Genomic DNA, 25,283 nt, shown 5'->3' with positions numbered 1-25,283 from the left:
CAATTCAACGGTGGGCTGGCGCCAGCTCGGGCCGAAGAAAAACTTAACGTCGTGTCCGGGATTAGTTGACCACTACAAGTGGAACTCAATGCCATCTTTGATCGCCTTGAAAATGATTGGGGTTGGGACATTTTTAAAACGGCCCATCGCCGCCCCTGTTACTTTATAGGTTGCAATCTCTCTAAGATCTTCTGGGGTAGGGAGTGGAAAATCTAGGGCAGAGATCTTTTGTAAGATGGTAAAGGCGGTGCGGTACAAGACCAAGTCTCGCTTGGTCATGCGGTCTGGGTTGCCGTTGGTGACCGGGGCGCCATCGACCTCACGAATAAAGCGATCATTACGCCAAATGAAACCTAATATGCTATGCAGGGGCTTGAGTCGCCTTTTTCCAGCTAAAGTATCGTTGTATAGTTGTGCACTGACCCATACTGAGTTGACGTTCACTCCACCATTTGGATGGGTGTGGTACATCTTGTTGATATAAAGCGCGGCTCTTACACGCGGGATCAGCTCCAGAGGGATATCAAGCACGTTCTCTTCGAGCTGAAGAGGTGTTATGTCGGAGATGGAAGGGTAATCCTCCAGGCATTTATCAATGGCCGCTGGGCTAGTTTCCTCCAGAAGCGAAATGCAGTAGTTCGCGAGACGATTGTTCCAATCGTAGGTACTCACAGCGACGTAGCTACTAGTCCCGACCTGCTCGATGATGTCACACATCACGTCATAGGTAAGCGCGCTCAGGCCATGCTCGACCAGCTCCAAGGCTTCGGCGCCTTGAAGGATATGGTCAATGAGCGTGAGCGTTCGTCGAAAAGATGCCGCCTGTGAGGCCCAGCTATTGGTGAAGCCTGGCCCAGCTGAATTTTGAGTCGCTGCTATCAGCCAGCATTGCAACGAGTTGAGTAATTTGACGTGCTGTGGATCCGTTAATAACGAACCGTCATACAGGTGAACACTCCAATCCAGGTCTTGGTCGGTCTTGAAACCAAAATTGTATTTCCACACAGGATCCCTGAAGCTTGAGACAAGCCACGGAGCCGACATGAAGTGTGATATGTCGCGTTTCTTGAACAGGCTGGCGAAATGAGCGAGGTGTTCAGGATACTGCATGGATCATGCTCTCGTAGGCGCTGGGGTTGCAATTTTTGGAGGCGATTTCCAAATGAGCGTGCAGGAGTTTGTCGCGACTTTTGAGGATGTACTTCTCGACCGTATCGCAAACCGCAGCCCAGTATTTGGCCAGCCCTCGAACAGCGTGTGGCGTCTTGCTGAGATTGATGGCTTTTCTGATGGACATCAGCGCGGTCATGCTTTCAGCAGACACGGAGACACCCACCTCTACAATCTCACCATTGGCCAAGCGATTTTCTTCCCTGGTTTTGAGGTTCTCCGGAACCTCCTTGAGTGTGTACCGGCTCAAAAACTCGTGCATTTGGTCGAAATCGTCAAACTTGGAAGCACGAAGTAGGTATTTACTGTCTTTCATGGCTTCGCAGATGATTCCCTTCTGGAAAATACGCACATACCTGGTCGCGAAGAAGTCATAGATCGCGGTGGGCAGGTAGGAATCCAACAGGTCTCTGTTCATGTGGGCGTGACCAAGCTTTCTGGCAAGTCTTGGCAGGCTATGATTTTGAATGTAATCAGCCACGGCTGACTGAGCGCGAACCCTGGTTATCGAGAGCTTCTTGATAAAGTCCACCAAGTCGTCGCCTCTTTTCACGGTGTGGGGCGATAGCCGCGCAATGAAAACTTCGCGCCTAAAAGCGTTCTTATCGACTGCCGTTCGATTTAGAATGTTGCTGTCAGCAGTTTTCGGATAGTTGAAGCTTCTTCCGCACGTTAAAAAAAGTTTTTGCCAAGTCGGATCGCCTTGCTTTTTAAGGTATTGGCGAAGTGGCTCCGTGATCTCTTCTACCATACGAACGAGCGCAGCAGCCTTGGGGTGCAGCAGGATTTTCTGTTCGGAGTTCTTACTCCCGCGCCTATCCTTAAATCCAATAAGTTCATAGCCCTTGTCAGTCTTCAAGAACGAAACCCTTTTTGGGCCGTCCCAAATCACCAAGTCGTCCATGAAGGTAGTGGTAATTTCCGGGTGGTATAGAGTGAGTAAGCACTGAAACGGCAGTAAGCTGTAGGTTGTGGGTAGGCCAAGTTTTAGTGCTAGCGCCGGAAGCCTTATTCCGTAACGACGACGCGCATCATTCGTTGTGCACATGCCTTCGTCTTCGAAGGTGCGACAAATATTTGCGAAGCCTAGCTTTTCGAAGTTAAGGCGATTTTGGGGGTTGCGGACAACACGCTCCAGAAGCATGCCGTCCCCAGCTTCTCTGACTCGAATTCGTTGCGCTTTGCGAATTGCCAACGCCTCTGATAGCCCCCATTTTTCGATGCACGACAGATCACTGGTAATCTCTCCATAAAGGAGGTCGATTGCCTGGATGTCCGTGACATGCACGGGTACTTCTGTCAGAAGTTTGTCTTTGATCTCAATGCCATGCTTGTTCTTCTTGATGTTGAGCTCGGAGCCAGCCTTACTCTTCCCTGCAGGCAAAACTATTGCGTCTTCGTCAGCCGACCAAACATCGGTTTTGAGGAAGCATCTTATGATCAGGTTTCGCATAGTTCTGAAAGTGCGAGCATTGAGTTCTGGGTCTTCGTTGCGCTCGTACTCAATGTTCTGGTAGTGCCAGAAATAGTGCTCGAAAAAGTCTTCCATCATCTCCGGTGACTGGAAAGCTGCCGGAGGGAAACGAAAGCTTTGCTCAGATATGTATTTGGCGAGCTTATTGATCATCCCGCTCGCCACTTTGGCGCGCTTCAAAGAGTCGCGTCTGATCGCTTCATGGAAAGCTTTGGTGAACTCAGGGCCGTGCGAGTGATACATCGCAACTAGCTTGAGATAAACCGATTTTCCTTTCTTGGCCTTGACCTTCCACCCACTCCAGAAGGAGACGATCTCCGGGTCTAGCTTGTGCTTGCTCTCTTGCCATGTCTGTTCAAAGTGAGGCAGCCGGGCACGAGACCAGATCACTGGCTGCAGGCCTGGAACAAGGTCGACCAGACCAGAAATCATCTCAGTAACAGCAATTGATCGTTGACGAACTATGTACTCTTCAAGCACAGCTATGTCGCCAACGTGAAGGCTTCCAAGAAAGCTTTCGACCAGCCACGTGAGTTTTTCACCATCAAGGTTGGTCAGGCTGAGGTACTCGCCCAAGCAGTGACAGTGACAGTCGAAAAGCTGCAGAGCATTACTATTGTGTCTATCAAGTGTGGTCGGAGACATCAGCAGCTTGTATGCCAGCTCTTCATCAATGGCCTGCAGCGGGTAGTGGGTGACGTAGCCTTTACTTTTGATGATTGTCACGGTTTTATTTACCCTTGAAGGCTGGATTTGTCCTTAAAATGTAGCGGATTTTAAGTATTTGACAATGTGTCAAATCAGCAAACTTGCAGAGCGTAGTCTGGATGCCGATCTGGCGTTGGCCTTGAGCCTCAATGGACGTGAGCTGTTTCGGGATGAACAGCCGCTGAAAATTCTGCTGATGTCCGCCACTCTTGAGGGCGAACGGCTGGCGAGCATTCTCGACGATGCGCCGATCTTGCGCAGTGAGGGCCGCATGTACCCGGTGGCGATGCGCTGGGGGCGGCCGTTTGTGCCCGGTGAGTTTATCGAGCCGCGAGTGGTGCAGACCGTACTCGATGCCATCAACGATGAAAGCGGCAGTCTGCTGGTGTTCCTGCCCGGGCAGGCGGAGATTCGCCGGGTCAATCAGCAATTGGCCGACGCGCTGGGTTCGCGCAGCGATATTCTGCTGTGCCCTTTGCATGGAGAACTGGATCTGACGGCCCAGCGTGCGGCCATCGAGCCTGCGCCAAAAGGCCTGCGCAAGGTGGTGCTGGCCACCAATATTGCCGAGACCAGCCTGACTATCGACGGCGTGCGTGTGGTGATCGATGCCGGGCTGGCGCGAGTTCCGCGGTTTGACCCGGGCAGCGGCATGACCCGCCTTGATACCCAGCGCATTTCCCGCGCCAGTGCCACCCAGCGCGCCGGCCGCGCCGGGCGTCTGGAACCGGGTGTGTGTTATCGGCTGTGGTCCGAGGACCAGCACGCGCAGTTGGCGGCCTATGGCAGTGCGGAGATCCTGCAGGCTGATCTGGCCGGGTTGGCGCTGCAACTGGCACGCTGGGGTGTCACTCCCGAGCAACTGATCTGGCTCGATATGCCGCCCTCGGCCAGTTATGCACAGGCCCGACAATTGCTCGATCGGCTGGGTGCCTTGCACGGAGCAAAACTCACCCCCCACGGCGAAGCGATGGCTGAACTGCCTGCACATCCGCGGATTGCCCATCTATTGTTGCGCGGTCAGGACCTTGGGCTGGCCGACATGGCCTGTGATATCGCGGCGTTGTTGGGGGAGCGCGATATCCTGCGCGGCGTCGGAGCGGACCTGCATAGCCGGCTGGCCCTGCTGTCAGGCGAAAGCCGCGCCGCACGGGGCGGGCAGGGCGGTGTGCAGCGGGCCAAACAACTGGCCCGGCAGTATCGCGGGTACTTGCGTGGCAAGGCCAGGCAGCCGGTCGCCGACCCCGACCACCCGCGCTGGCTGGGTGCCTTGCTGGCGCTGGCCTACCCCGATCGGGTCGCCCAACAGCGTAAACCTGGTGGGGCGGAATATCGTCTGGCCAATGGCCGTGCGGCGTTGTTCAGCGAAGTGGATGGCCTGATGAAACAGCCCTGGCTGGTCATCGCCGATTTGGGCAGCCGTCAGGGGCAACGTGAAGAACGCATTTATCTGGCGGCTGAGTTTGATCCTGCCTTGCTCGAGGGTGTCTTGAGCGAGCAGGTCAGCGTTGTTGATCAACTGGACTGGGATGAGCGCGAGGGCGTGCTGCGTGCCGAGCGCCAGCGCAAGGTCGGCGAGCTGGTCCTCAGTCGCGAGCCATTGACCGGGCTCGACGAAGCGGCCCGTACGCAAGCGCTGATCAATCTGGTGCGACGCAAGGGGCTGGAGCTGTTGCCGTGGACGCCCGAGCTGCGCCAGTGGCAGGCGCGGGTAGCGTTGTTGCGTCAACTGGACCTGCAGATCCAGGGGCACAGTGAATGGCCCGACGTCAGCGATGCCGCCTTGCTGGCCGGGCTTGAAGACTGGTTGGGGCCGTATCTGGGGCGTGTGTCGCGGCTCAGTCACTTTGCCAGCCTCGACCTGTCGAGCATTGTGCATAACATGCTCAAATGGCCGCTGCCCCAGCGCCTGGACGAACTGGCGCCCCACCATATCAAGGTGCCTTCAGGGTCTTCGGTGCGGCTGGACTACAGCGAACACCCGCCGATTCTGGCGGTGCGCCTGCAAGAGTTGTTTGGGCTGGCGGACACCCCGCGTATTGCGGCCGGGCGCCAGGTGGTCAAGTTGCACCTGCTTTCTCCGGCAAGGCGTCCGGTGCAAGTAACCCAGGATCTGGCCAACTTCTGGCGAAGTACCTATGCCGAAGTGAAAAAAGATTTGAAGGGGCGCTACCCCAAGCATTACTGGCCCGATGATCCGCTGGTGGCCGAAGCCACGGCGCGGATCAAGCCGCGGAAGCCGTAGCGACCGGGCGTACGCATCGCGAGCAAGCCCGCTCCCACAAAAATTGCGCAGTTCTTGTGGGAGCGGACTTGCTCGCGATGGCATCAACGCGGTGAGTAGAGCTTCACGACCCGATATAGCTGGTCTTGACCACGGTGTAGAATTCTTGCGCATAGCGGCCCTGCTCGCGCGAGCCATAGGACGAGCCTTTGCGCCCGCCAAACGGCACGTGGTAATCCACCCCCGCCGTGGGCAGGTTGACCATCACCATCCCTGCCTGGGAATGACGCTTGAAGTGATTGGCATATTTGAGCGAGGTCGTGGCAATACCCGCCGACAAGCCAAACTCGGTGTCATTGGCCATCGCCAGGGCGGCTTCGTAGTCTGCAACCTTGATGATATTGGCCACCGGGCCGAACACTTCTTCGCGGCTGATGCGCATGTCGGCCGTGCTGTCGGCAAACAGGGCCGGGGCCAGGAAATAACCCTCGGTATCGCAGGTCACCAGGCTGCCTCCGGCAACCAGGCGGGCGCCTTCGTTGCGGGCGATGTCGATGTAACCCAAATCCTGGTCGAGCTGCGCTCGGGACACCACCGGGCCGATATCAATCCCGGCCTGCAAGGCATGCCCGACCTTGATCGAACGCATGCGCTCGGCCATCGCCTCGACGAATTTGTCGTGGATGCCCGCGGTAACAATCAGGCGGCTGGAGGCGGTGCAACGCTGGCCGGTGGAGTAAAACGCACTCTGCACCGCCAGTTCGACCGCTTGCTTGAGGTCGGCATCGTCGAGGATGAGCTGTGGGTTTTTACCGCCCATTTCCAGCTGCACCTTGGCCTGGCGCGACACACAGCTGATGGCGATCTGGCGACCGACGCTCACCGAGCCGGTAAAGCTTATACCGTCCAATTGCGGGCTGTTGACGATAGCGTCGCCGACCACGCGGCCGCTGCCCATCACCAGGTTGAACACGCCTGCCGGGAAGCCTGCGCGAGCAATGATCTCGGCCAGTGCCCAGGCGCAACCCGGTACCAGATCGGCCGGCTTGAACACTACACAGTTGCCATAGGCCAGGGCCGGGGCGATCTTCCAGGCGGGGATGGCGATGGGGAAGTTCCATGGCGTGATCAGGCCAACCACGCCCAGAGCTTCACGGGTGACCTCCACATGCACACCGGGGCGCACCGAAGGCAGGTAATCGCCCGACAGGCGCAGGCATTCACCGGCGAAAAACTTGAAGATATTGCCGGCACGGCTCACTTCACCGATGGCTTCGGGCAGGGTCTTGCCTTCTTCGCGAGCCAGCAGGGTGCCCAGTTCTTGCTTGCGGGCGAGGATTTCGCTGCCGACCTTGTCCAGCGCATCGCTGCGCGCCTGGATGCCGGAGGTCGACCAGGCAGGGAACGCAGCCCGTGCCGCATCAATGGCAGTCTGGACCTGGGCGACGTCAGCCTTGGCATATTCGCCAATCACATCGCTCAGGTCGGAGGGGTTGATATTGGTGCTGTATTCAGTGGCTGTTACCCACTCGCCACCGATGTAATTGTCGAAACGCTTTGAACCAGTCATCAAATTTCTCCACACGTGGACAGGCATCGATTTCCTGTAGTTATACGTCATCGTACGACTTCAGGCAAAAACAATCGGCGCGGCGAAACTGAGCGAGGGAGGGAACCGTCTGATTGGGTTTCAACTGTGGGAGCGAGCCTGCTCGCGAAGACTGTATTCGCGAGCAGGCTCGCTCCCACAGGGTCAGTCTGCAGGCAGCAGCAATCGGGCCAGCACCGGCAGGTGGTCGGAGATGGTCTGGGTGTCTTCCTGGCGCACATAGCCTTCGATGCGCTGCAGCTTGGGGCTGTGGAAGAGGTAGTCGAGCGTACGGTCGGGCTCGTCCGCGTCGGGGAGATTGGGAAAGTGGGTCAGCCACAGTTCGCGGTCGATGCCGGTAGCTTCAGGGTTGCTGGGGATCATCGGGTACTTTTCCCAGAGCAGGTGCAACTCGCTGTCTTGCGAGTAGCCCTGGCGCAATGGCTCGGGCAGGCGCAAGTACTGGCCGATGGGCAGCAGGTTGAAGTCCCCGCCGATCAACCACGGCGTGCCCTGGCCTTCCAGCTTGTCGGCCAGTTCGGCGACAGTCTGCATTTGCAGGCGCAGGTTGCTGTTGTTGGCGGAGGGCGCATCCAGTTGTGTATTGATTGCTGCCAGTTGCCCGCCATCATTGAGCGGCAGGTAGTTGACCAGCAGCGCGGGCCTGGGCTGGAACTGACGGCTGAGAAAGTTGGTATCGGCCTGGGGCAATTGCAGACGTTCTGCGTGTTCGATCTGGAAGCGGCTGAGGGTGACCAGAGAGCGCCCGACACTGCCGAAAATATGCCAGTCGGGCACAAAGTCGGCCTTCCAGGTAAAGGCCTGGGTGCTGCAGGGGTAGAGGTCGATCAGGCGTTCTTGCAGCAGGGCCAACTGGTTCTGGTAATCGCTGGCCTTGGCGTTGTCATCGACTTCCTGCAACAGCACGAGATCCGGGCGTTCGTCACGTATGACCCGCGCTACCTCATCAAGGCTGAAGGCCATGTCTTCCCGGGTGGGGCGGGTGTCAGGGCCGCTGCCGTCAGCCAGGTTGTACCAGAACACATAGCGCTTGCCGGCCAGGTACTGGATGTTCCACGTCATTACCTTGAGCGCCTGGCCTGGCACCAGCACCGGGGCGCTGCCAGGGCACGTCAGGGGCAGCACCTCGCGGGCACCGGGCCGCCATGTAACGCTATAAACCAGACATGCCAGCAGCGCTGAGATCAGCAGCAAACCTGATGCGGTGCGGCGTAATAAACGTGACATGAGCTCGACTTAATAACGTTACAGGGAAGGCTCGAACATACCCGACGGCAGTGCGGCCTTCCAAGGTTCTTTGTGTAGGAAATTTCTGTTTTTATAGTTCTGACTTTTCGCTGATCAACATAAATAAACGAAACAGTACGACGGAAACAAACAACTGCAAGAAGCTGTTGGCGCTATCGAGTGCCAGCGTTAGCAGTGTGTTGTCGTCCTTGGAAAACAGGGTGTAACTGAATTCCTTGAGCAACATCAGCGGGCCCAGTACGGCCAGTATGCAGACGAAAATCCGCCAGAAATGCCCGCGGGTCAGGGTGAAGCTCGACTTCATGGCCGCCAGCGGAGCATCACCACGCAATACCAGTCGGTACTCGGAGAAGGCCAGTACCACGGTGAGGAAAATGCCCGGAATAAAAAACATCGACAGCCCCAGCACGATCAGCAGCGTGCTGATTGCCGACAGCAGGGCGAATTTGGGCCAAAGATTAACCGCCGAGGCCAGCAGGTCGCGGTTGCGCGGGCTTTCGCCCTGGCTGCGGGCATCGAGAAACAGGATCAGGGCGGCGGTGTACAGAGGGTACAGCAGCAGTCCGACAACCAGGCCATAACCGGGCGATGCATCCGGGCCTGCGGCGTTGTCGACAATGTGCTGCAGCACAGCTTCAAGGATGACCAGCGGCAGGCACAGCGTCACGATCTGGCTCAGATTGCGCTGGAAGAAGTACAGGGAGTCGCGAAGAACAGTCAGCGGATTCATTGGCAGTTGTCAGCAGTCAAGAGCGGTGCGTCACTTTAACCGATGAGACGCCAAGATGAACAAAAGTTCACGCAGGCCTGATGCTGTTGAAACGGGTTGTAGTGCCCCAATAACGCGTTTGAGCTTCTGCGTAATGCAAGGGGCAGGTTTCTATCTGCAATCGAAAGAGGTTGTCATGAACAGCGAAGAGCAAAGCCTGATTGACGGGTTGTTTACACGGTTGCAGCAGGCCGAGGCAGGATCAGCCCCGCGCGATGCCCAGGCCCAGGCGCGGATCAATGAACATCTGGCGCGTCAGCCTGCGGCAACGTACTACATGGCTCAGGCGCTGCTGGTGCAAGAGGCTGCGCTCAAGCAACTCGACCAGCAGAACAAGCAATTGCAGGCAGAACTGGCTCAGGCGAAGGCTGCTGCGGCACCTGCGCCATCTGGGGGGAGCTTTTTGTCGGGACTTTTTGGCGGTGGCGATCGGGTATCGGCTCCCACGCCCGGCCCAACGTCGGGCACCGGGGGTTGGCGTGATGGCCCGGCAGCGGCTCCTGTCGTGGCCCCTCAACCAGCAGCAGCGGCGCCGGCCCCAGCATTGGGCAGCGGCTTTTTGGGCGGAGCCCTGAAAACGGCAGCGGGTGTGGCGGGCGGCGTGATGCTGGCGCAAGGCATCAGTAGCCTGTTCCACCACAATCAGCAGCCGCAGATTGTCGAGGAAATCATCGAGCAACCAGGTTCTGTCAGCGACGCTGGCTGGGGCAGCGGCAACCAGCAGTACGCCAATAGCGGCTCGGGAATTGAAGACGTCGGCCTGGACGATGATGGCTTCTTTTCTGACGACGACTCCTACGTTTGAGTCCATCGCCCGGTGCCTTATTGCACGCCGGGCGGTTTATCCGCGCAAACCCCCGGCAGGCTGGCATACTGCAGCCTTGTTTTTCAGTCGCGTGCCCGCTGCCCGGGCGCCATGAGGTTTGCCGGTGAAAAAAATTGCGGTCTTCGCGGATGTGCAGAACCTTTATTACACGGTTCGCCAGGCCTATGGCTGCCATTTCAATTACGCCGCCCTGTGGGCTGATATCAGCAAGCGCGGTGAAATTGTCGAAGCCTATGCCTATGCGATTGACCGGGGTGACAGCAAGCAGCAGCAGTTTCAGCAGATCCTGCGCAACCTCGGTTTTATCGTAAAACTCAAACCCTATATCCAGCGCAGCGATGGCTCGGCCAAGGGCGACTGGGATGTGGGCATTACCATCGATATCATGGACTCGGCAGCCAATGTCGACGAAGTGGTACTGGCCTCGGGTGACGGTGATTTCGACCTGCTCCTGGAGCGTATTGCCAGCAAGCATGGGGTTGAAACCGTGGCCTACGGTGTGCCCGGTCTGACGGCCAACTCATTGATTCGCGCTGCCAGCCGCTATGTGCCGATTGAAGGCAATTTGCTGCTTAAGTAACCCTTATTTTTTACAGGATTGACCAGGTTTGGAACGCATCGCGGTAATTGACTTTGAGACCACCGGCATCTCCCCGAGCAGCACCTGCCGGGCCACTGAAATTGCCGTGGTGATTCTTGAGCGCGGTCGCATTGTCGAGCGTTATCAAAGCCTGATGAATGCCGGTGTGCGGGTGCCTGGGTTTATCGAGCAGTTGACCGGCATCAGCAACGCCATGTTGCGCACCGCGCCGTCGGCTGAGCAGGTGATGAACGAGGTCAACGAGTTCGTCGGCATTACCCCGTTGCTCGCGCACAATGCTGCGTTTGACCAAAAGTTCTGGGATTTTGAAATGGGCCGCATCAAGCGCACCCGTTTACAGAACTTCGCCTGTTCATTGTTGCTGGCGCGTCGCCTGATGCCTGCGGCGCCTAACCACAAGCTGGGCACGCTGACCACCTTTGCCGACTTGCCCCACACCGGCAAAGCTCACCGGGCCATGGCCGATGCGGAAATGGCGGCCAACTTGACGGCTCACCTGGCTGAGCAACTGCGCCAGAAGCACGGGTTACGTGAATTGAACCACGACCTGTTGTGCAGCTTGCAGAAAGTCCCGGCGGCGAAGATCAATGAGCATCTCAAGCGGTATCGCGGGTTTTAAAAGCGACCCTCTCCCTTTGGGAGAGGGCTATTTGATCTCCATCGAAAAGTGTACGGCCCCTTTTGGTGCGTTCTGTTACTTATTATTTCCCGGCGCCCTGTCTAAACTCTCCAGTCCCCTGCCTCTGCCCTTGAGCTGCCTTCATGCCTGCCGCACGTCGTTTTCCGCTACAACTGATCGGTGCTTTTTTTGCCTTGTACATCATTTGGGGCTCGACTTATCTGGCTATCCGCATCGGTATTGAGTCCTGGCCGCCGTTGATGATGGCTGGTGTGCGCTTCCTGATTGCGGGCAGCCTGATGTATGGCTTTATGCGCTGGCGCGGTGCCCCCGCACCCACTGCCGTGCAATGGCGTTCGGCAGCCATGATCGGCTTTCTGTTGCTGGCGTGCGGCAACGGCGGTGTGACCCTGGCCGAACACTCGGGCGTAGCTTCCGGCGTCGCCGCCCTGGCCGTAGCCACCGTGCCCCTGTTCACCCTGCTGTTTGGTTACTTCTGGGGCAACCGCAACACCCGCCTGGAATGGGCCGGGATTGTCCTGGGGCTGATCGGCATCGGCATGCTCAACCTGGGCTCCAACCTGCAGGCCAGTCCAATGGGCGCGGCGATGGTGATCTTTGCCGCCGCGGCCTGGGCCTTTGGTTCGGTGTGGAGCCGCCACTTGCCACTGCCAGCCGGGCCAATGGCCAGCGCTGCTGAAATGCTCACCGCCGGTGCCGTATTGCTGGCGGGCAGCCTGCTCAGTGGCGAGCGCATGACTCAAATGCCCACCGCTGCAGGCTGGGGTGCGCTGCTGTATCTGGTGTTCTTCGGCTCGATCATCGCCTTCAGCGCCTATATGTACCTGCTTAAGAATGTGCGTCCGGCGGCGGCCACCAGCTATGCCTACGTCAATCCGGCGGTGGCGGTCATGCTGGGGATTGCCTTTGCCGGCGAGAGCATCGGTTTTGAGGAGTGCCTGGCCATGGCGGTCATCATCAGTGCGGTGGTGTTGATCGGTTTGCCACAGTGGCGCAAGCAGAAACCGGCCTGAATTAGGGTAAACTGCGCGCCATTGCAACTTATGCACCCACGCGCTGACCTTTTTCGACGGTATCCCCATGACATTCGCCACCCTTGGCCTGATCGAACCCCTGCTGCGCGCCCTTGAGACGCTCGGCTACAAGACCCCAACCCCGGTTCAGGCCCAAGCGATTCCCGCAGTACTGGCTGGTCGCGACCTGATGGCTGCGGCCCAGACCGGTACCGGCAAAACTGGCGGTTTCGCTTTACCGTTGCTGCAGTCGCTGACCATGGAAGGCCCGAAAGTGGCCAGCAACTCGGTGCGTGCACTGGTGCTGGTGCCGACCCGCGAACTGGCCGAACAGGTTCACGAAAGCATTCGCCAGTACGCCGAACACCTGCCGTTGAGCACCTACGCGGTGTACGGCGGTGTCAGCATCAACCCGCAAATGATGAAAATGCGCAAAGGCGTTGATGTACTGGTGGCCACACCGGGCCGTCTGCTGGACCTCTATCGCCAGAAAGCGATCAAGTTCAACCAGCTGCAAACCCTGATCCTCGACGAAGCTGACCGCATGCTCGACCTGGGCTTCTCCGAAGAGCTGCGTGATATCTACCGCGCCTTGCCGAAAAAGCGTCAGACCCTGCTGTTCTCGGCGACCTTTTCTGACGCGATCCGCCTGTTGGCCGAGCAGATGCTCGACAACCCGCTGAGCATCGAAGTCAGCCCGCGCAACGTGGCGGCCAGCAGCGTCAAGCAGTGGGTCATCCCGGTCGACAAAAAGCGCAAGGCCGAGCTGTTTTTGCACTTGTTGCGCACCCAGCACTGGAAGCAGGTCCTGGTGTTCGCCAAGACCCGCAACGGTGTCGATGAATTGGTAGGCAAGCTGCAAGGTCTGGGGATCAACGCTGACGGTATTCATGGCGACAAGCCACAGGCCACGCGCCAACGGGCGCTGGACCGCTTCAAGGCCAGCGAAGTGCAGATTCTGGTGGCTACCGATGTGGCTGCCCGTGGCCTGGACATCGAAGACCTGCCGCTGGTGGTCAACTTCGACCTGCCAATCGTGGCCGAAGACTACATCCATCGCATTGGCCGTACCGGTCGTGCCGGTCAGAAAGGCGAGGCCATTTCCCTGGTCTGTGCTGATGAAGTGAACATGCTGTCGGCGATCGAGATGTTGACCCGTCAGACGTTGCCACGCCACGAAGAGCAGGATTTCGAGCCTGAGCACCGAGTGCCTGAAACTGATGCTTCGGGGCAGGTGATCAAAAAGCCGAAGAAGCCGAAAAAACCTAAAACCTCGGGCGGTGGCGGCAAGCGCAACCTGGGCAAATGGGTGGATAGCGGCGAAGCAGCACCCGCCGAGCCATCGGTAAAGCCGGTGCGCAAAGTGCCTGTATTCAACACCGGCCCGCGCAAGCGCAAGCCGTAAGCCCGGTCGAGGCTAAAAACTCCAACTGTGGGAGCGAGCCTGCTCGCGAACGGCCTTCGCGAGCAGGCTCGCTCCCACAGGGACGGTCAACGTTTAGCCTTCAACCAGCTTAATACCCCTAACCCTGCGGCACGACCACTGGCAAAACAGCCCGTGAGCAAGTAGCCGCCGGTGGGAGCTTCCCAATCCAGCATCTCGCCTGCACAGAACACGCCGGGTAATTGCCTGAGCATCAGATTTTCATCCACAGCCTCGAATCGCACGCCACCGGCGCTGCTGATGGCTTCGTCCAAGGGGCGGGCTTTTATCAGCTTCAACGGTAGCGCCTTGATGGCCTGAGCCAGTTGCGCCGGGTCATTGAAGCATTCTGCAGGCGCCAGCTCGCGCAACAGCGCCGCTTTTACCCCATCAATCCCCAGCTGGCTGTGCAAATGCTTGCTCATCGAGCGTGAGCCGCGGGGTTTGGCCAAGGCTGCCTGGATTTTATCCACAGGCTTGCCCGGCAGCAGGTCGATCAGGATCGTCGCTTCACCCTGTTGATTGATCGCTTCACGAATCGGCGCCGACCAGGCGTAAATCAAGCTGCCTTCAATGCCTGTGGCGGTAATCACGCATTCGCCCAGGCGCGGCGTGCTGTGTTCCAGGGCAATGGCGATGTTTTTCAGCGGGGCGCCGGCGAACTTGCTGCGCAGCACCTCGCTCCAGCCCGCCACATCAAACCCGCAATTGCTCGGCTGCAAGGGGGCCAGGTCAACGCCGCGCTCAGCCAGCAAGGGCATCCAGGCACCGTCCGAGCCCAGTCGCGCCCAACTGCCACCGCCCAGGGCCAGTAGCACCGCGTCGGGGTTGAGCTGCTTTTGGCCTTCGGGACTGTCCACCAGCAACTGGCCATCGGCCTGCCAACCCAGCCAGCGGTGGCGGGTGTGGATAACTACACCGGACTCGCGCAGGCGCTTGAGCCATGCGCGCAGCAGCGGCGCGGCTTTCATATCGGTGGGGAACACCCGGCCGGAACTGCCGACAAAGGTTTCGATCCCCAACTCATGAATCCACTGGCACAACGCATCGGCATCGAAGGCGCGCAGCAACGGTGCCATCTGCGGTGCGCGTTCGGCGTAGCGCGACAGGAAAGCCGGGTAGGCTTCGGAATGGGTGATATTCATGCCGCCGACCCCGGCCAGCAGAAACTTGCGGCCCACCGACGGCATGCCATCGTAGAGATCGACCTTCACCCCAGCCTGACTCAACACTTCGGCGGCCATCAAACCGGCGGGGCCACCGCCAATAATGGCGACGTGACGGGAAGGGAGTGTGGAGGGTTCAGTCATGGCAGGGCTGCAAATCGGCGAAATAGGCCGGGCATTCTACCTGACTGGGCGGAGCAGATCCCCTGTAGCAGCAGCCTTCGTCCCTCGGCAGCTGCTACAGAGATAGCGATGGCTGTACGAAAAACATACAGCCTTCTGGAGGCCATGTTCTCTGTGCCCTGCAGGCGCTTTCACTCAGGTTATCCACAGGCAGTTCCACAGGCATTGTGGGTAAAATCACACCTCAGTGACAACCTGATGACAGCCAGACCTTCTGTGCACTGTGATGCAATATCCCGTGGCGGCGCGCCAGGGCCTTACGATCCTTGCTGTATCCGCCGCCAATCACCCCGACCACCGGTATGTCGCGACCCAGGCAGTGGCGCATCACGCTCTCGTCACGGGCCGCCACACCTTCATCGGTGAGCTTCAAATAGCCCAGGGCGTCGTCTTTATGCACATCGACCCCGGCGTCATACAGCACCAGATCCGGTTGATACAACGGCAGCAGGTAATTGAGCGCCTCGTCCACCACTTGCAAATATTCAGCATCGCCCATACCCATAGGCAGGCCGATGTCCCAGTCGCTTTGCGCCTTGCGTGCCGGAAAGTTTTTTTCGCAGTGCAGGGAAACGGTAATGGCATCCGGCGTATGTTCAAGAATTCGCGCAGTACCGTCGCCCTGATGCACATCGCAGTCAAAAATCAGTACGCGGTTTACCCGGCCGCTTTCCAGCATATAGCGGCTGATGATCGCCAGATCGTTGAAGATGCAAAAACCCGCCGGGTGATCGTAGTGCGCGTGATGAGTGCCGCCCGCCAGATGGCAGGCCAGGCCGTGCTCAAGCGCCTGCTCGGCGGCCAGCAGAGATCCGCCCACGGCGCGAACGGTACGTCGCGCCAGTGCCTCGCTCCAGGGCAGGCCCAGGCGGCGTTGATCTTCGCGGGCCAGCTCGCCTGCCATATAGCGCTCGATATAGCTGCGGTCATGGGCCAGGGCGAGGATATCCACAGGGCATAATTCGGGACGCAGCAGCTCTGCATCAAGGGTCAGCCCGGAGTCGACCAGGTGATCGCGTAACAGGCGGAACTTATCCATAGGAAAACGATGCTCCGCTGGGAACTGCGGGCTGTAGTCATCGTGGTAAATCAGCGGCACTGGCATAGGGATTTTCGCGTCGTAACGAGCGCTGGATATTACCAGCGCTGTACACTCTCATCATATGTAAAGCCCGGTAACAAATCGGAGAGGACGGATGGAGCAGATCAAAGAGCTCGAAAGTGCCCGTTTGCACTTGCGCCCCTGGCGTGACACAGACTTGCCCGAGTTCGCTGCCATGTGCGCCGACCCTCAGGTGATGCGCTATTTTCCGGCGCCCCTGAGCCGCCTTGAAAGCGCCGCGCTGATTGGCCGGGTTCGTGGTCACTTTGCCGAATATGGCTACGGGGTATGGGCATTGGAGCGCAAGGACACCGGCGCCTTTATCGGCTTTACCGGGCTGATGAATGTGTCGTTCGAGGCGCCGTTTACCCCTGCCGTAGAAATCGCCTGGCGTCTGGCTCCCGAACACTGGGGCCTGGGTTACGCCAGTGAGGCGGCCTGGGCCGCGTTGCGCTGCGCCTTTGATCGTCTGGCCCTGGACCAGGTGGTGTCGTTTACCAGCGAGCTGAACCTGCCCTCGCAAAAAGTCATGCAGGCGATTGGCATGCAGCACGATGTCGACGGTGATTTTGAACACCCCTTGCTGCCCGCAGGCGACCCGCTCAGACCCCATGTGCTGTACCGGATCACGCGGGCACAGTGGCTGGAAACCCTGCACGGCTAGGCGGTGTGTTTAGCGGCGCAAGCCGAAAATTTTGACCTGCGTAACGAAGATTACGACGGTAATGCTCTGTGTGAGGAGAATCTGAATGAGCCAAGTGTTGGATGATCTGGTCAATTTGCTGACCCTGGAACCGATCGAAGAGAACCTCTTTCGCGGGAGCAGTCAGGACTTGGGCTTTCGCCAGTTGTTCGGTGGTCAGGTGCTCGGTCAATCGCTGTCGGCCATGAGCCAGACGGTTGAAGACGCCCGCCATGTGCACTCCATGCACGGCTATTTCCTGCGCCCTGGTGATGCCGGTTTGCCCGTGGTGTATCAGGTTGATCGCGTGCGGGACGGCGGCAGCTTCAGCACGCGCCGGGTGACCGCGATCCAGAAGGGCCAGCCGATTTTTACCAGCAGCGCCTCGTTTCAGTACGACGAAGGCGGTTTTGAACATCAGACGACTATGCCCGACGTTGTGGGCCCTGAGAATCTGCCCTCGGAACTGGACATGATGCGCCTGCGTGCGCACCTGATCCCCGAGTCGATGCGGGAAAAACTGCTGTGCGCCAAGCCTATCGAGTTCCGCCCGGTGGTAGGAGAAGACCCGTTCAACCCCAAGGTCACTGATCCGATCAAGTACGTGTGGTTTCGCGCCGACGGCACCTTGCCCGATACCCCGGCGCTGCATAAGTACCTGCTGGCCTACGCCTCGGACTTCGGCTTGTTGACCACGTCCTTGCTGCCCCATGGCAAAGGGGTATGGCAAAACGATATGCAGGTCGCCAGCCTTGATCACGCACTGTGGTTCCATGCCGACCTGCGTGCCGATGACTGGTTGCTCTACGCCATGGACAGTCCATGGGCGGGCAATTCCCGTGGATTCTCCCGTGGCAGTGTCTACAACCGCGCTGGCCAACTGGTGGCTTCGGTCACGCAGGAAGGGTTGATCCGCCATCGCAAGGACTGGGCATGACACTCAAGGAGGTCAAACACTGGGTTTTCGACATGGACGGCACCCTGACTGTTGCCGTGCATGACTTTGCCCTGATCCGCCGTGAGCTGGAGATCCCGGCGGATGCCGATATCCTCACTCATCTCAACGGCCTGCCCACCGAGGTGGCGGCGGCCAAACACGCCTGGCTGCTGGAGCATGAACGCGAGCTGGCACAGGCCTCCACCGCCGCGCCGGGCGCGGTTGAGCTGGTGCGCGACCTGGCGGCTCGTGGCTGTCGTCTGGGGATACTGACCCGAAATGCCCAGGAACTGGCGCATATCACCCTCAAGGCCATTGGCCTGGGCGAATGCTTTGCGCCCGAGGATGTACTGGGCCGGGACAACGCGGCGCACAAACCCGACCCGGACGGCCTGCTGCAACTGGCGCGGGCATGGGATGTAGCAGCGGCGAACATGGTAATGGTGGGGGATTACTACTTTGACCTGGCGTGTGGCCGCGCGGCAGGCAGCAAAACCGTGCTGGTCAATGTTCCTGAAAACCCGTGGCCGGAACTGACCGACTGGCATGCCAAAGACTGCTACACGCTGCGCCGGTTGCTCGGTTAACGAAATACGCGTAGCAGCTGCCGAAGGAACGAGGCTGCGTTCGACGGCGAAGCCGTCGTTAATCCAGGCAGCGCGGTGAGTCAGTTAAACCGTGCACTCAGACTTCACGATCGCTTTGCAATCGAACGCAGCCTCGTTCCTTCGGCAGCTGCTACACAGGGTGCTCTTACTCGCCAAACAACGCCTTCTGACCTTCAGGCGAGGTAAACATCTGATCGCCGTTGTGCCCCACCCCGGGCACTTCAATCAACCGTTGATTGAGCCCTTGTGGATGGCGCTGGGTCAAATACTCAAAGTAGTTCTTGCCCCTTACCAGCCTGAACGCCCCCTGGGCCTCGGCTTCGCAGCCTTTATCAAGCGCCGGGTGGTTGGGGTCGATGTCCTTGGCGCCTAGCAGATAGGTAATGTCGCGCTCTATATAGGCCTGTTCCAACTGTCGGTGTTTTTGCCCATCTGCGTAGGCTGGCAGATCCTTGAGCCCGTATTTCCAGGTATTGAAGCCCGGGCAGTTTGCAGCATCAAAGGTCGGAATCGGTCGCTGTGCATTGAAGTAGGCATAAGAAGACGGGTTGGCCACTACATAGCGCACCTTGATCCCGTCTGCCTGCAAGGCCTTGTCGGCCTGGGTGGTCAGGGCATAGCGCTGCACCACTTGGGCGCCGCCGGAGTGCCCGGCAATCACCACCTCGCGCAAGGCCGGGAAGCGCTTGCGGTCATCAAGACGCTCAAGGATCTGATCCAGTGCCGCGTAGGAACTCAGTGCCTGGGGGCTCACAGCAGGGGCACCGGCCATCCATTCATTGGCATGCCAGCGCAGCACATTGTCGGGCAAGGTATGGCGGGAGCCATCGCTTTCATTGAGGAACTGCGGTGCAATGACCAGGGTTGTGGACAGCTGCCCGGCCTGCGTCGCGGCTTGCTCGGCGCTGTGTAAATACGTCTGGGCGTTGCGCAGACGACCATGAATCACGATCAGTGCGCGTTGCACCTGAGGCAGTGGCTGTTTCCAGTCCTGACTCACCCCGACACTCAACTCGCCGGGGCCGATCTTGAGATGTTCGGGGCTGAGTTCTTTAACTCCGTGCTCGGCTGCTTGAACCACAGAGCAGGCCAGCATCAGGCCCATTAATGAAGCGATAGAGCGTATTCCCATTTAAAGCCTCGCTGCCGAGAAGGTATCGCACTGGTTGATATTGCCTTGGGCAAAACCGGTCTTGAACCACTTCACCCGTTGTGCCGATGTGCCGTGGGTAAAAGAGTCCGGCATCACACGGCCCTGGCTTTGCTGCTGCAAGCGATCATCGCCAATGGCATTGGCGGCGTTCAAGGCCGATTCTATATCGCCTGCTTCCAGCCAATTGTGACGTTTTTGCGCAAGGTTGGCCCACACCCCGGCCAGACAATCGGCCTGCAACTCCTGGCGCACCAGCAAGCCACCATCGCCTTCCATACGCTTGCCTTGTTGACGGGCCATCTGCATTTTCGACGACACACCCAGCAAGGTCTGCACATGATGGCCAACTTCGTGAGCGATCACATAAGCCTGGGCAAAATCGCCAGCAGCCTTGAAGCGTTGGGCCATTTCCTGGAAGAAACTCATATCCAGATAGACCTTCTGGTCGGCCGGGCAATAAAACGGCCCGCTGGCAGCTGTTGCAAAGCCGCAGGCCGAATTGATCTGGCCGCGAAACAGCACCAGGGTCGGGTCTTTATAGCTGCGTCCGGCTTGCTGAAACACTTGGCGCCAGGTGTCCTCTGTGTCACCCAGAATCGCCCGTACAAAATCGGCCTGCTCGTCATTGGCCGCCGGTGCGCGACCGGCTGGCTGGGTGACCTGAGGCGAAGACTGTTCGGTGAGCTGGCCGCTTAACTGTCCGAGGATCTGCATGGGGTCCTGCCCGGTCAACAAACCGATGCCAACAATCACCACCACGGCCATCAAACTCAGACCTTTGCCGCCGCCAAACCGCATCCCGCCACCACCACCGGTGCCTTGATCGCGTACGTCTTCGACATTATCGCTACGTCGACCTTTTTTCCAAAGCATGGGGGAGTCCTCTGATAAATCGTGTGTTCAAGTGTTGTTGCTGAGTCGGGACAATGCCAGCCCGGCTGTCAGACGTTTCTTGGGTGGGGGGCGAGTATGGCATTGCGCTAAAAAGACCTGAACGCCTTAATACAGTTCCGGGCATCGGGCTGAAGTGGTTGAATACGCCACGCCAATCCCCGCCCCGGAGTTGTTAGCCCTGTGAATATCGATACCCGTATCAAGTACCGCCACCTCGTATGCTTTTTGGAGATGGCGCGCCAGGGCAGCCTGGCGCGGGCGGCGGATGTGCTGGCGGTAAGCCAGCCGGCGATGTCAAAAACCCTCAAGGAGCTTGAGGAGTTACTGACGGTCAGCCTGTTTGTACGCAGTAAAAGCGGGGTCACCCTGACCGAGGCCGGGGTGGCCTTTCTGCGTTATGCGACACCTTCGGTGCAGGCCTTGCGTGAAGGTGTGAATGCTCTGCGGGGTGGCGAATACGTGGGCGGTACGGTGCGTCTGGGGGTGTTGTCGACGGTAGAAAGCCTGCTGATACCCGAGTTGGTGCAGCGCCTGCACGCCAGGCATTCGTCGCTGGTGGTGAGCGTCGTGACCGGGCCCAGCGCCTATCTGTTATCGCAGTTACGGGTAGGCGATGTCGATTTGGTAGTGGGGCGCATGACCGATAGCCCGGAAATTCAGGGTATGAATTTTGAGCATCTCTACAGCGAATCCATGACCCTGGTGGTGCGCGCAGATCACCCCTTGATCCGGGGACCGCTGGACCGCAGCCAGCTGGAAAATTACCCGCTGGTTTTGCCATTGGCCAACACCACCATTCGCACCTTTGCCGACAGCCTGTTTGTGCAGTGCGGCATCAGCCAGTCCCGCCAGCGCCTGGAAACCCTGTCGATCACCCTCAGCCGGCGTTATGTGCTGCGCAACGATGCGGTGTGGATCGCCCCGCTGGATGCCGTGCGCCTGGACCTGGCCAGTGGCGAGCTGCAAGAAATCGACCTGGGCCAGCGTGAGCCGGGCGGTTCGATCGGTATTTGCAGCAACGCCCATGTGCCGATGTCGGTGGCAGCGCAAGGGTGTGTCGAGGTTTTGCGTGAATTGGGCCAAGCTTACGGCGAAGGCATTTATCCATAACCATTTGGTTAAGGATAGGCCTGGCCTTTTCAATAGTCGTTACGCCCCTGTTGGTTAAAACTGGCGCCCAGCCTTTATAAAAACAACAGGAGATCGACATGTCTGATGCAGACAGCCGGCGCTTTATCATCCGTGACCGCAACTGGCACCCCAAAGCTCTGACCCCTGACTACAAGACTTCCATTGCCCGTTCCCCGCGTCAGGCGCTGGTGAGCATCCCGCAATCGGTGAGTGAGACCAGCGGGCCTGACTTTTCCCACCTTAAGTTAGGCAAGTTCGACAACGACTTGCTGCTGAATTTCAATAATGGTGGTTTGCCGATAGGCGAGCGAATCATCCTGGCAGGTCGCGTGCGCGATCAATATGGCAAGCCGATTCCTCATACCTTGGTGGAAATCTGGCAGGCCAACGCAGGCGGTCGGTATCGTCACAAGAACGACCGCTACCTGGCGCCGCTGGACCCAAACTTCGGCGGCGTAGGCCGCACCTTGACCGACAGTGAAGGTTATTACAGCTTTCGCACTGTCAAGCCAGGGCCCTACCCGTGGCGCAACGGGCCAAACGACTGGCGCCCGGCGCATATCCACGTTTCCATCAGTGGCCCCTCGATTGCCACGCGCCTGATTACCCAGCTGTACTTCGAAGGTGATCCGATGATCCCCATGTGCCCGATCGTCAAATCGATTACCAACGCCGATGCCGTGCAGAGCCTGATTGCCCGGTTGGACATGGGCGCGGCCAATCCGATGGATTGTCTGGCCTATCGTTTTGACATTGTGCTGCGCGGTCAGCGCCAGACTCACTTCGAAAACTGCTGAGGAGCCCCGTCATGCCTATCGAACTGCTACCGGAAACCCCATCGCAAACTGCTGGCCCCTACGTGCATATCGGCCTGGCGCTGGCTGCGGCCGGCAACCCGTCGCGTCCAGAGGAAATCTGGAGCGAAATGGCCAGAACCGATGCTGCGGGCGAGCATATTGTGCTGTTTGGCAACGTTTATGACGGTAATGGCCACCTGGTGCGCGACTCTTTTCTGGAGCTTTGGCAAGCCGACCATAAAGGGGTCTATGACGAAAACTTCGACTCGGAAAAAGCCTTCAACAGCTTTGGTCGCACCGCCACCACCTTCGATGCGGGTGAGTGGACACTCAATACCATCAAGCCGGGCGTGGTGAACAACGCAGCTGGCGTGCCGATGGCGCCGCATATCAACGTGTCGCTGTTTGCCCGGGGTATCAACATCCATTTGCAGACGCGGCTGTACTTTAGCGATGAGCCAGAAGCCAATGCCAAGTGCCCGGTGCTTAACCTGATCGAACAGCCGCAACGGCGTGAAACCCTGATCGCCCAGCGTTGCGAAGTAAATGGCAAAACGGCCTATCGGTTTGACATCCGCATTCAGGGCGAAGGCGAGACGGTGTTTTTCGACTTTTAAAAGGATATGAGGCAAATGCAAAATCTGTAGCAGCTGCCTCGTTCCTTCGGCAGCTGCTACGGGAATTATGTGCGGCTGCGCCGCTGCTGCCACGCCGCCGCCAACCCGCTGGCACAGATAATCGCAATACCGACCCGGCTGGCCAGATCTGGTGTGTGGTCAAATAGCAACCAGCCCAATATCCCCGAGAATACGATCTGGCAGTAACTGAATGGCGCCAGCAATGCCGGTGCAGCAACGCGAAACGATTGGGTCAGCAGCAAGTGCGCAGTCATGCCCAGGCTGCCCAAAGCCAGCATTTGCAGGCCGTGGGTCAGGGTTGGCGTTTGCCAGAAAAAAGGCACCAGCGCACTCATCACCAGCACATTGAACAGCCCGGCAAAAAAGTTGCTGGTGGTAGGGCTGTCGTACGCGCTGAGTTTGCGCGTGAGGATTTGATAGCAGCTAAAGCACAACGCCGCCGCCATCGGCAATAACACCGCTGGGGTAAACAGTTCGCCACCCGGGTGGATGATGATGACCACGCCGATAAAGCCGCACACCACCGCCAACCATTGCCCGCGCGTGACCGTCTCGCCCAGCAGCGGCCCGGACAAAGCCGCCACCAGCAGCGGTGCCAGAAAGTTGACCGCGGTATTTTCAGCCAGCGGGATAAACAGCAAGCCATAGGTGAAGAACAGGCCCGAGCCCAGCAGGCAGATAGCCCGCAACACCTGAAGCAAAGGCCGTTTGCTGCGCAGTACACGCAACCCCGACTGCGGCAGAAAGATCCCTGCCATCAATACGGTATGCACCAGGTAACGTGCCCACACCACCATCACCACCGGGTAAAAACCACTGAGGTACTTGGACAGCGCATCATGGCTGGAGAACAGCGCTGTGGCCGTCACAATCAGCAAGATGCCCTTCAAGGGTTGGTTCACCCCCGAAAGGGGTGTGGGTAATGTCATCGAATACCTCGGTGTTCTATGCGCTAAACCTGCGGGATTTTTCGCGGTGCCATGAAGTACATCCACACTAACGCAATGAAGTACATCGCTGGAATCATGGTGAACAGCAAGGTGTAATTATTGTTGGTGACCGTCAGCACATAGCCCACGAACTGGGTCATAAACATCCCGCCGATCGCAGCGCACATGCCGCCAAAGCCGAACACGGTGCCCATCATATGTTTGGGCGTGTAGTCCATCACCATGCTCCACACGTTGGCCGTCCAGGCCTGGTGCGCACCCAGGGCCAGGGCAATGGCGCCCACTGCGACCCACAGCTGGCTGGAGCCTGCGGCCATGACCACGCCGATGATGCTGATGGCACACAACAGCATCGACACCAGGCGCGCCTTGACTGCCGCCATGCCGCGTTTGATCAGAACCGATGACAGGATCCCGCCGCCCACACTGCCGAAATCGGCAGTGATGTAGATGATGATCAGCGGGATGCCCATTTGCGTCACGCTGATGCCCAGGTTGTATTGCTGGTTCAGGAACGGCGGCAGCCAGTACAGGTAGAACCAGAACACCGGTGCCGTCATGGCGTAGGACAAGGCGAATGCCCATGTGCCGCGCATCTTGAGGATGGTGCCGAACGAGACGGTGGTTTGCTCAGGCTCTTTCTCTTGTTGGATGTAGTCCAGCTCGGCCTTGGTGACGGTCGGGTGCTCTTCCGGGTTGTAGTACTTCAAACCCCAGAAGATCAGCCAGATACCGCCCAAGGCTGCCATGCACAAAAAGGCCGCCTGCCAGCCCCACACATGCAGTACCAGCGGCAACATCATCGGCGTGAACATGGCGCCTACGTTGGTGCCGGCGTTGAAGATGCCGCTGGCCACGGCGCGCTCGCTGGCCGGGAACCACAGGCGCGTGGTTTTTACGCAGGCCGGGTAATTGGCGGCTTCAGTGATGCCTAAAATAAAGCGGCAGATCATAAAACCCACCGCCGAAGTGGCCAGGCCATGGGCGCCGGTGGCCAGGCTCCACAGCAACACGGCGCAGAAGAACACGCGCTTGACCCCGACACGGTCGATCAGTCGGCCTTGCAGCACGAAGCCGATGGCGTAGCCCACCTGAAACCAGAAGTTGATGTTGGCGTAATCCATCGCCGTCCAGCTCATCTCCTTGGCCAGGATCGGTTGCATTACGCCCAGGGCAGCACGGTCGATAAAGTTGAGGGTGGTGGCGAAAAACACCAGTGCGAGCATGCCCCAACGGGTTTTGCCAGTCGCCAGGGTGCCGCGAATCTTGTCACCGATTCCTGCGTTTGGAGCATGGGCAGAAGTGGTGCGTGCAGTCGGAGAAGGGACCATGGATGT

22 protein-coding genes and 1 pseudogene are annotated in these 25,283 nt (G+C 58.6%); 12 read left to right on the top strand and 11 right to left on the bottom strand.

From position 1 onward, the window contains the following. Positions 1-72: 72 nt before the first annotated feature. Both GHN92_RS17395 and GHN92_RS17390 read right to left on the bottom strand, forming a co-directional pair. Positions 73-1,110: a hypothetical protein gene (locus tag GHN92_RS17395; protein WP_178102641.1), complete on the bottom strand. Its 1,038-nt coding sequence runs from the start codon at positions 1,108-1,110 to the stop codon at positions 73-75. Then, positions 1,097-3,370 (bottom strand): hypothetical protein, encoded by a 2,274-nt coding sequence (locus GHN92_RS17390; protein WP_016779321.1) that lies wholly within the window; start codon positions 3,368-3,370, stop codon positions 1,097-1,099. Before GHN92_RS17390 ends, GHN92_RS17395 begins: the two co-directional genes overlap by 14 nt. 88 nt (positions 3,371-3,458) lie before the next feature. On the opposite strand from GHN92_RS17390, the pseudogene hrpB reads away from it, so the two are divergent. Beyond that, positions 3,459-5,597: pseudogene (hrpB, locus tag GHN92_RS17385) on the top strand (ATP-dependent helicase HrpB); the annotation flags it as partial. 103 nt (positions 5,598-5,700) lie between these two features. Here hrpB and GHN92_RS17380 read toward each other — a convergent pair. The 3 genes from GHN92_RS17380 to GHN92_RS17370 form a co-directional block, all read right to left on the bottom strand. After that, the gene (locus GHN92_RS17380) at positions 5,701-7,146 is read right to left on the bottom strand and encodes an aldehyde dehydrogenase family protein (protein WP_153380660.1); all 1,446 of its coding nucleotides are present in this window, start codon (positions 7,144-7,146) and stop codon (positions 5,701-5,703) included. A gap of 183 nt (positions 7,147-7,329) precedes the next feature. Next, positions 7,330-8,412, bottom strand: a complete 1,083-nt coding sequence (locus GHN92_RS17375) for an endonuclease/exonuclease/phosphatase family protein (protein WP_153380658.1) — start codon at positions 8,410-8,412, stop codon at positions 7,330-7,332. A 91-nt stretch (positions 8,413-8,503) separates the two neighbouring features. Beyond that, entirely contained in the window at positions 8,504-9,163 is a 660-nt protein-coding gene (locus tag GHN92_RS17370) for a YciC family protein (RefSeq protein WP_095018409.1), read from the bottom strand. A gap of 175 nt (positions 9,164-9,338) precedes the next feature. Here GHN92_RS17370 and GHN92_RS17365 point away from each other — a divergent pair, with 175 nt between their 5' ends. The 5 genes from GHN92_RS17365 (at position 9,339) to GHN92_RS17345 (ending at position 13,687) form a co-directional block, all read left to right on the top strand. Further along, the gene (locus GHN92_RS17365; RefSeq protein WP_094999401.1) at positions 9,339-10,007 is read left to right on the top strand and encodes a DUF2076 domain-containing protein; all 669 of its coding nucleotides are present in this window, start codon (positions 9,339-9,341) and stop codon (positions 10,005-10,007) included. 124 nt (positions 10,008-10,131) lie between these two features. Continuing rightward, positions 10,132-10,608 (top strand): NYN domain-containing protein, encoded by a 477-nt coding sequence (locus tag GHN92_RS17360; protein ID WP_094999400.1) that lies wholly within the window; start codon positions 10,132-10,134, stop codon positions 10,606-10,608. A 28-nt stretch (positions 10,609-10,636) separates the two neighbouring features. Next, the gene (locus GHN92_RS17355) at positions 10,637-11,248 is read left to right on the top strand and encodes a PolC-type DNA polymerase III (protein WP_095018408.1); all 612 of its coding nucleotides are present in this window, start codon (positions 10,637-10,639) and stop codon (positions 11,246-11,248) included. Between the two features lie 143 nt (positions 11,249-11,391). Continuing rightward, positions 11,392-12,282 (top strand): drug/metabolite exporter YedA, encoded by an 891-nt coding sequence (yedA, locus tag GHN92_RS17350; protein WP_094999398.1) that lies wholly within the window; start codon positions 11,392-11,394, stop codon positions 12,280-12,282. Between the two features lie 67 nt (positions 12,283-12,349). After that, positions 12,350-13,687, top strand: coding sequence for a DEAD/DEAH box helicase (locus tag GHN92_RS17345; RefSeq protein ID WP_094999397.1), 1,338 nt, complete (start codon positions 12,350-12,352; stop codon positions 13,685-13,687). An 86-nt stretch (positions 13,688-13,773) separates the two neighbouring features. On the opposite strand, the gene GHN92_RS17340 is transcribed toward GHN92_RS17345, so the two are convergent. Beyond that, positions 13,774-15,015, bottom strand: a complete 1,242-nt coding sequence (locus tag GHN92_RS17340; protein WP_153380656.1) for a TIGR03862 family flavoprotein — start codon at positions 15,013-15,015, stop codon at positions 13,774-13,776. 223 nt (positions 15,016-15,238) lie between these two features. Then, on the bottom strand, positions 15,239-16,159 hold the full coding sequence (locus GHN92_RS17335; RefSeq protein ID WP_095018406.1) for a histone deacetylase: 921 nt from the start codon (positions 16,157-16,159) through the stop codon (positions 15,239-15,241). Between the two features lie 91 nt (positions 16,160-16,250). Between GHN92_RS17335 and GHN92_RS17330 the strand changes: the two genes are divergently transcribed. From GHN92_RS17330 to GHN92_RS17320, 3 genes are all read left to right on the top strand, one after another. Beyond that, complete coding sequence (locus GHN92_RS17330) at positions 16,251-16,820, top strand: GNAT family N-acetyltransferase (RefSeq protein WP_095031771.1); 570 nt, start codon at positions 16,251-16,253, stop codon at positions 16,818-16,820. Between the two features lie 85 nt (positions 16,821-16,905). Then, positions 16,906-17,775, top strand: coding sequence for an acyl-CoA thioesterase II (gene tesB / locus GHN92_RS17325; RefSeq protein WP_094999393.1), 870 nt, complete (start codon positions 16,906-16,908; stop codon positions 17,773-17,775). Further along, positions 17,772-18,362 (top strand): HAD family hydrolase, encoded by a 591-nt coding sequence (locus GHN92_RS17320; RefSeq protein WP_094999392.1) that lies wholly within the window; start codon positions 17,772-17,774, stop codon positions 18,360-18,362. Before tesB ends, GHN92_RS17320 begins: the two co-directional genes overlap by 4 nt. A 166-nt stretch (positions 18,363-18,528) precedes the next feature. Here GHN92_RS17320 and GHN92_RS17315 read toward each other — a convergent pair whose 3' ends face one another. Both GHN92_RS17315 and GHN92_RS17310 read right to left on the bottom strand, forming a co-directional pair. Next, positions 18,529-19,515 (bottom strand): alpha/beta fold hydrolase, encoded by a 987-nt coding sequence (locus GHN92_RS17315; RefSeq protein ID WP_095021301.1) that lies wholly within the window; start codon positions 19,513-19,515, stop codon positions 18,529-18,531. Then, positions 19,516-20,409 (bottom strand): neutral zinc metallopeptidase, encoded by an 894-nt coding sequence (locus GHN92_RS17310; protein WP_094999390.1) that lies wholly within the window; start codon positions 20,407-20,409, stop codon positions 19,516-19,518. Positions 20,410-20,610: 201 nt separating this feature from the next. On the opposite strand from GHN92_RS17310, the gene pcaQ reads away from it, so the two are divergent. From pcaQ to pcaG, 3 genes are all read left to right on the top strand, one after another. Then, positions 20,611-21,540: a pca operon transcription factor PcaQ gene (gene pcaQ / locus GHN92_RS17305; protein WP_094999389.1), complete on the top strand. Its 930-nt coding sequence runs from the start codon at positions 20,611-20,613 to the stop codon at positions 21,538-21,540. Between the two features lie 98 nt (positions 21,541-21,638). Beyond that, positions 21,639-22,358: a protocatechuate 3,4-dioxygenase subunit beta gene (pcaH, locus tag GHN92_RS17300; protein WP_094999388.1), complete on the top strand. Its 720-nt coding sequence runs from the start codon at positions 21,639-21,641 to the stop codon at positions 22,356-22,358. Positions 22,359-22,369: 11 nt separating this feature from the next. Beyond that, positions 22,370-22,975 (top strand): protocatechuate 3,4-dioxygenase subunit alpha, encoded by a 606-nt coding sequence (gene pcaG, locus GHN92_RS17295; protein WP_153380654.1) that lies wholly within the window; start codon positions 22,370-22,372, stop codon positions 22,973-22,975. Positions 22,976-23,040: 65 nt separating this feature from the next. Here the strand turns inward: pcaG and GHN92_RS17290 are convergent, their stop codons facing one another. Both GHN92_RS17290 and GHN92_RS17285 read right to left on the bottom strand, forming a co-directional pair. Next, positions 23,041-23,925: a DMT family transporter gene (locus GHN92_RS17290; RefSeq protein WP_094999386.1), complete on the bottom strand. Its 885-nt coding sequence runs from the start codon at positions 23,923-23,925 to the stop codon at positions 23,041-23,043. Between the two features lie 23 nt (positions 23,926-23,948). Beyond that, on the bottom strand, positions 23,949-25,277 hold the full coding sequence (locus tag GHN92_RS17285; RefSeq protein WP_094999385.1) for an MFS transporter: 1,329 nt from the start codon (positions 25,275-25,277) through the stop codon (positions 23,949-23,951). Positions 25,278-25,283: the final 6 nt, after the last annotated feature.

Source organism: Pseudomonas sp. FSL R10-2964, assembly GCF_009600035.1.
Taxonomy (GTDB): Bacteria; Pseudomonadota; Gammaproteobacteria; order Pseudomonadales; family Pseudomonadaceae; genus Aquipseudomonas; species Aquipseudomonas bubulae.
The sequence above is the reverse complement of the archived record's forward strand: the minus strand, read 5'-3'. Positions and strand labels throughout refer to the sequence as shown.

Bases quoted from the DNA above. Each gene is read 5' to 3' on its own strand.
- GHN92_RS17395 (WP_178102641.1), bottom strand. From the start codon at position 1,110: ATGCAGTATCCTGAACACCTCGCTCATTTCGCCAGCCTGTTCAAGAAA.
- GHN92_RS17380 (WP_153380660.1), bottom strand. From the start codon at position 7,146: ATGACTGGTTCAAAGCGTTTCGACAATTACATCGGTGGCGAGTGGGTA.
- GHN92_RS17375 (WP_153380658.1), bottom strand. From the start codon at position 8,412: ATGTCACGTTTATTACGCCGCACCGCATCAGGTTTGCTGCTGATCTCA.
- GHN92_RS17370 (WP_095018409.1), bottom strand. From the start codon at position 9,163: ATGAATCCGCTGACTGTTCTTCGCGACTCCCTGTACTTCTTCCAGCGC.
- GHN92_RS17365 (WP_094999401.1), top strand. From the start codon at position 9,339: ATGAACAGCGAAGAGCAAAGCCTGATTGACGGGTTGTTTACACGGTTG.
- yedA (WP_094999398.1), top strand. From the start codon at position 11,392: ATGCCTGCCGCACGTCGTTTTCCGCTACAACTGATCGGTGCTTTTTTT.
- GHN92_RS17345 (WP_094999397.1), top strand. From the start codon at position 12,350: ATGACATTCGCCACCCTTGGCCTGATCGAACCCCTGCTGCGCGCCCTT.
- GHN92_RS17340 (WP_153380656.1), bottom strand. From the start codon at position 15,015: ATGACTGAACCCTCCACACTCCCTTCCCGTCACGTCGCCATTATTGGC.
- GHN92_RS17335 (WP_095018406.1), bottom strand. From the start codon at position 16,159: ATGCCAGTGCCGCTGATTTACCACGATGACTACAGCCCGCAGTTCCCA.
- GHN92_RS17330 (WP_095031771.1), top strand. From the start codon at position 16,251: ATGGAGCAGATCAAAGAGCTCGAAAGTGCCCGTTTGCACTTGCGCCCC.
- tesB (WP_094999393.1), top strand. From the start codon at position 16,906: ATGAGCCAAGTGTTGGATGATCTGGTCAATTTGCTGACCCTGGAACCG.
- GHN92_RS17320 (WP_094999392.1), top strand. From the start codon at position 17,772: ATGACACTCAAGGAGGTCAAACACTGGGTTTTCGACATGGACGGCACC.
- GHN92_RS17315 (WP_095021301.1), bottom strand. From the start codon at position 19,515: ATGGGAATACGCTCTATCGCTTCATTAATGGGCCTGATGCTGGCCTGC.
- GHN92_RS17310 (WP_094999390.1), bottom strand. From the start codon at position 20,409: ATGCTTTGGAAAAAAGGTCGACGTAGCGATAATGTCGAAGACGTACGC.
- pcaH (WP_094999388.1), top strand. From the start codon at position 21,639: ATGTCTGATGCAGACAGCCGGCGCTTTATCATCCGTGACCGCAACTGG.
- pcaG (WP_153380654.1), top strand. From the start codon at position 22,370: ATGCCTATCGAACTGCTACCGGAAACCCCATCGCAAACTGCTGGCCCC.
- GHN92_RS17290 (WP_094999386.1), bottom strand. From the start codon at position 23,925: ATGACATTACCCACACCCCTTTCGGGGGTGAACCAACCCTTGAAGGGC.
- GHN92_RS17285 (WP_094999385.1), bottom strand. From the start codon at position 25,277: ATGGTCCCTTCTCCGACTGCACGCACCACTTCTGCCCATGCTCCAAAC.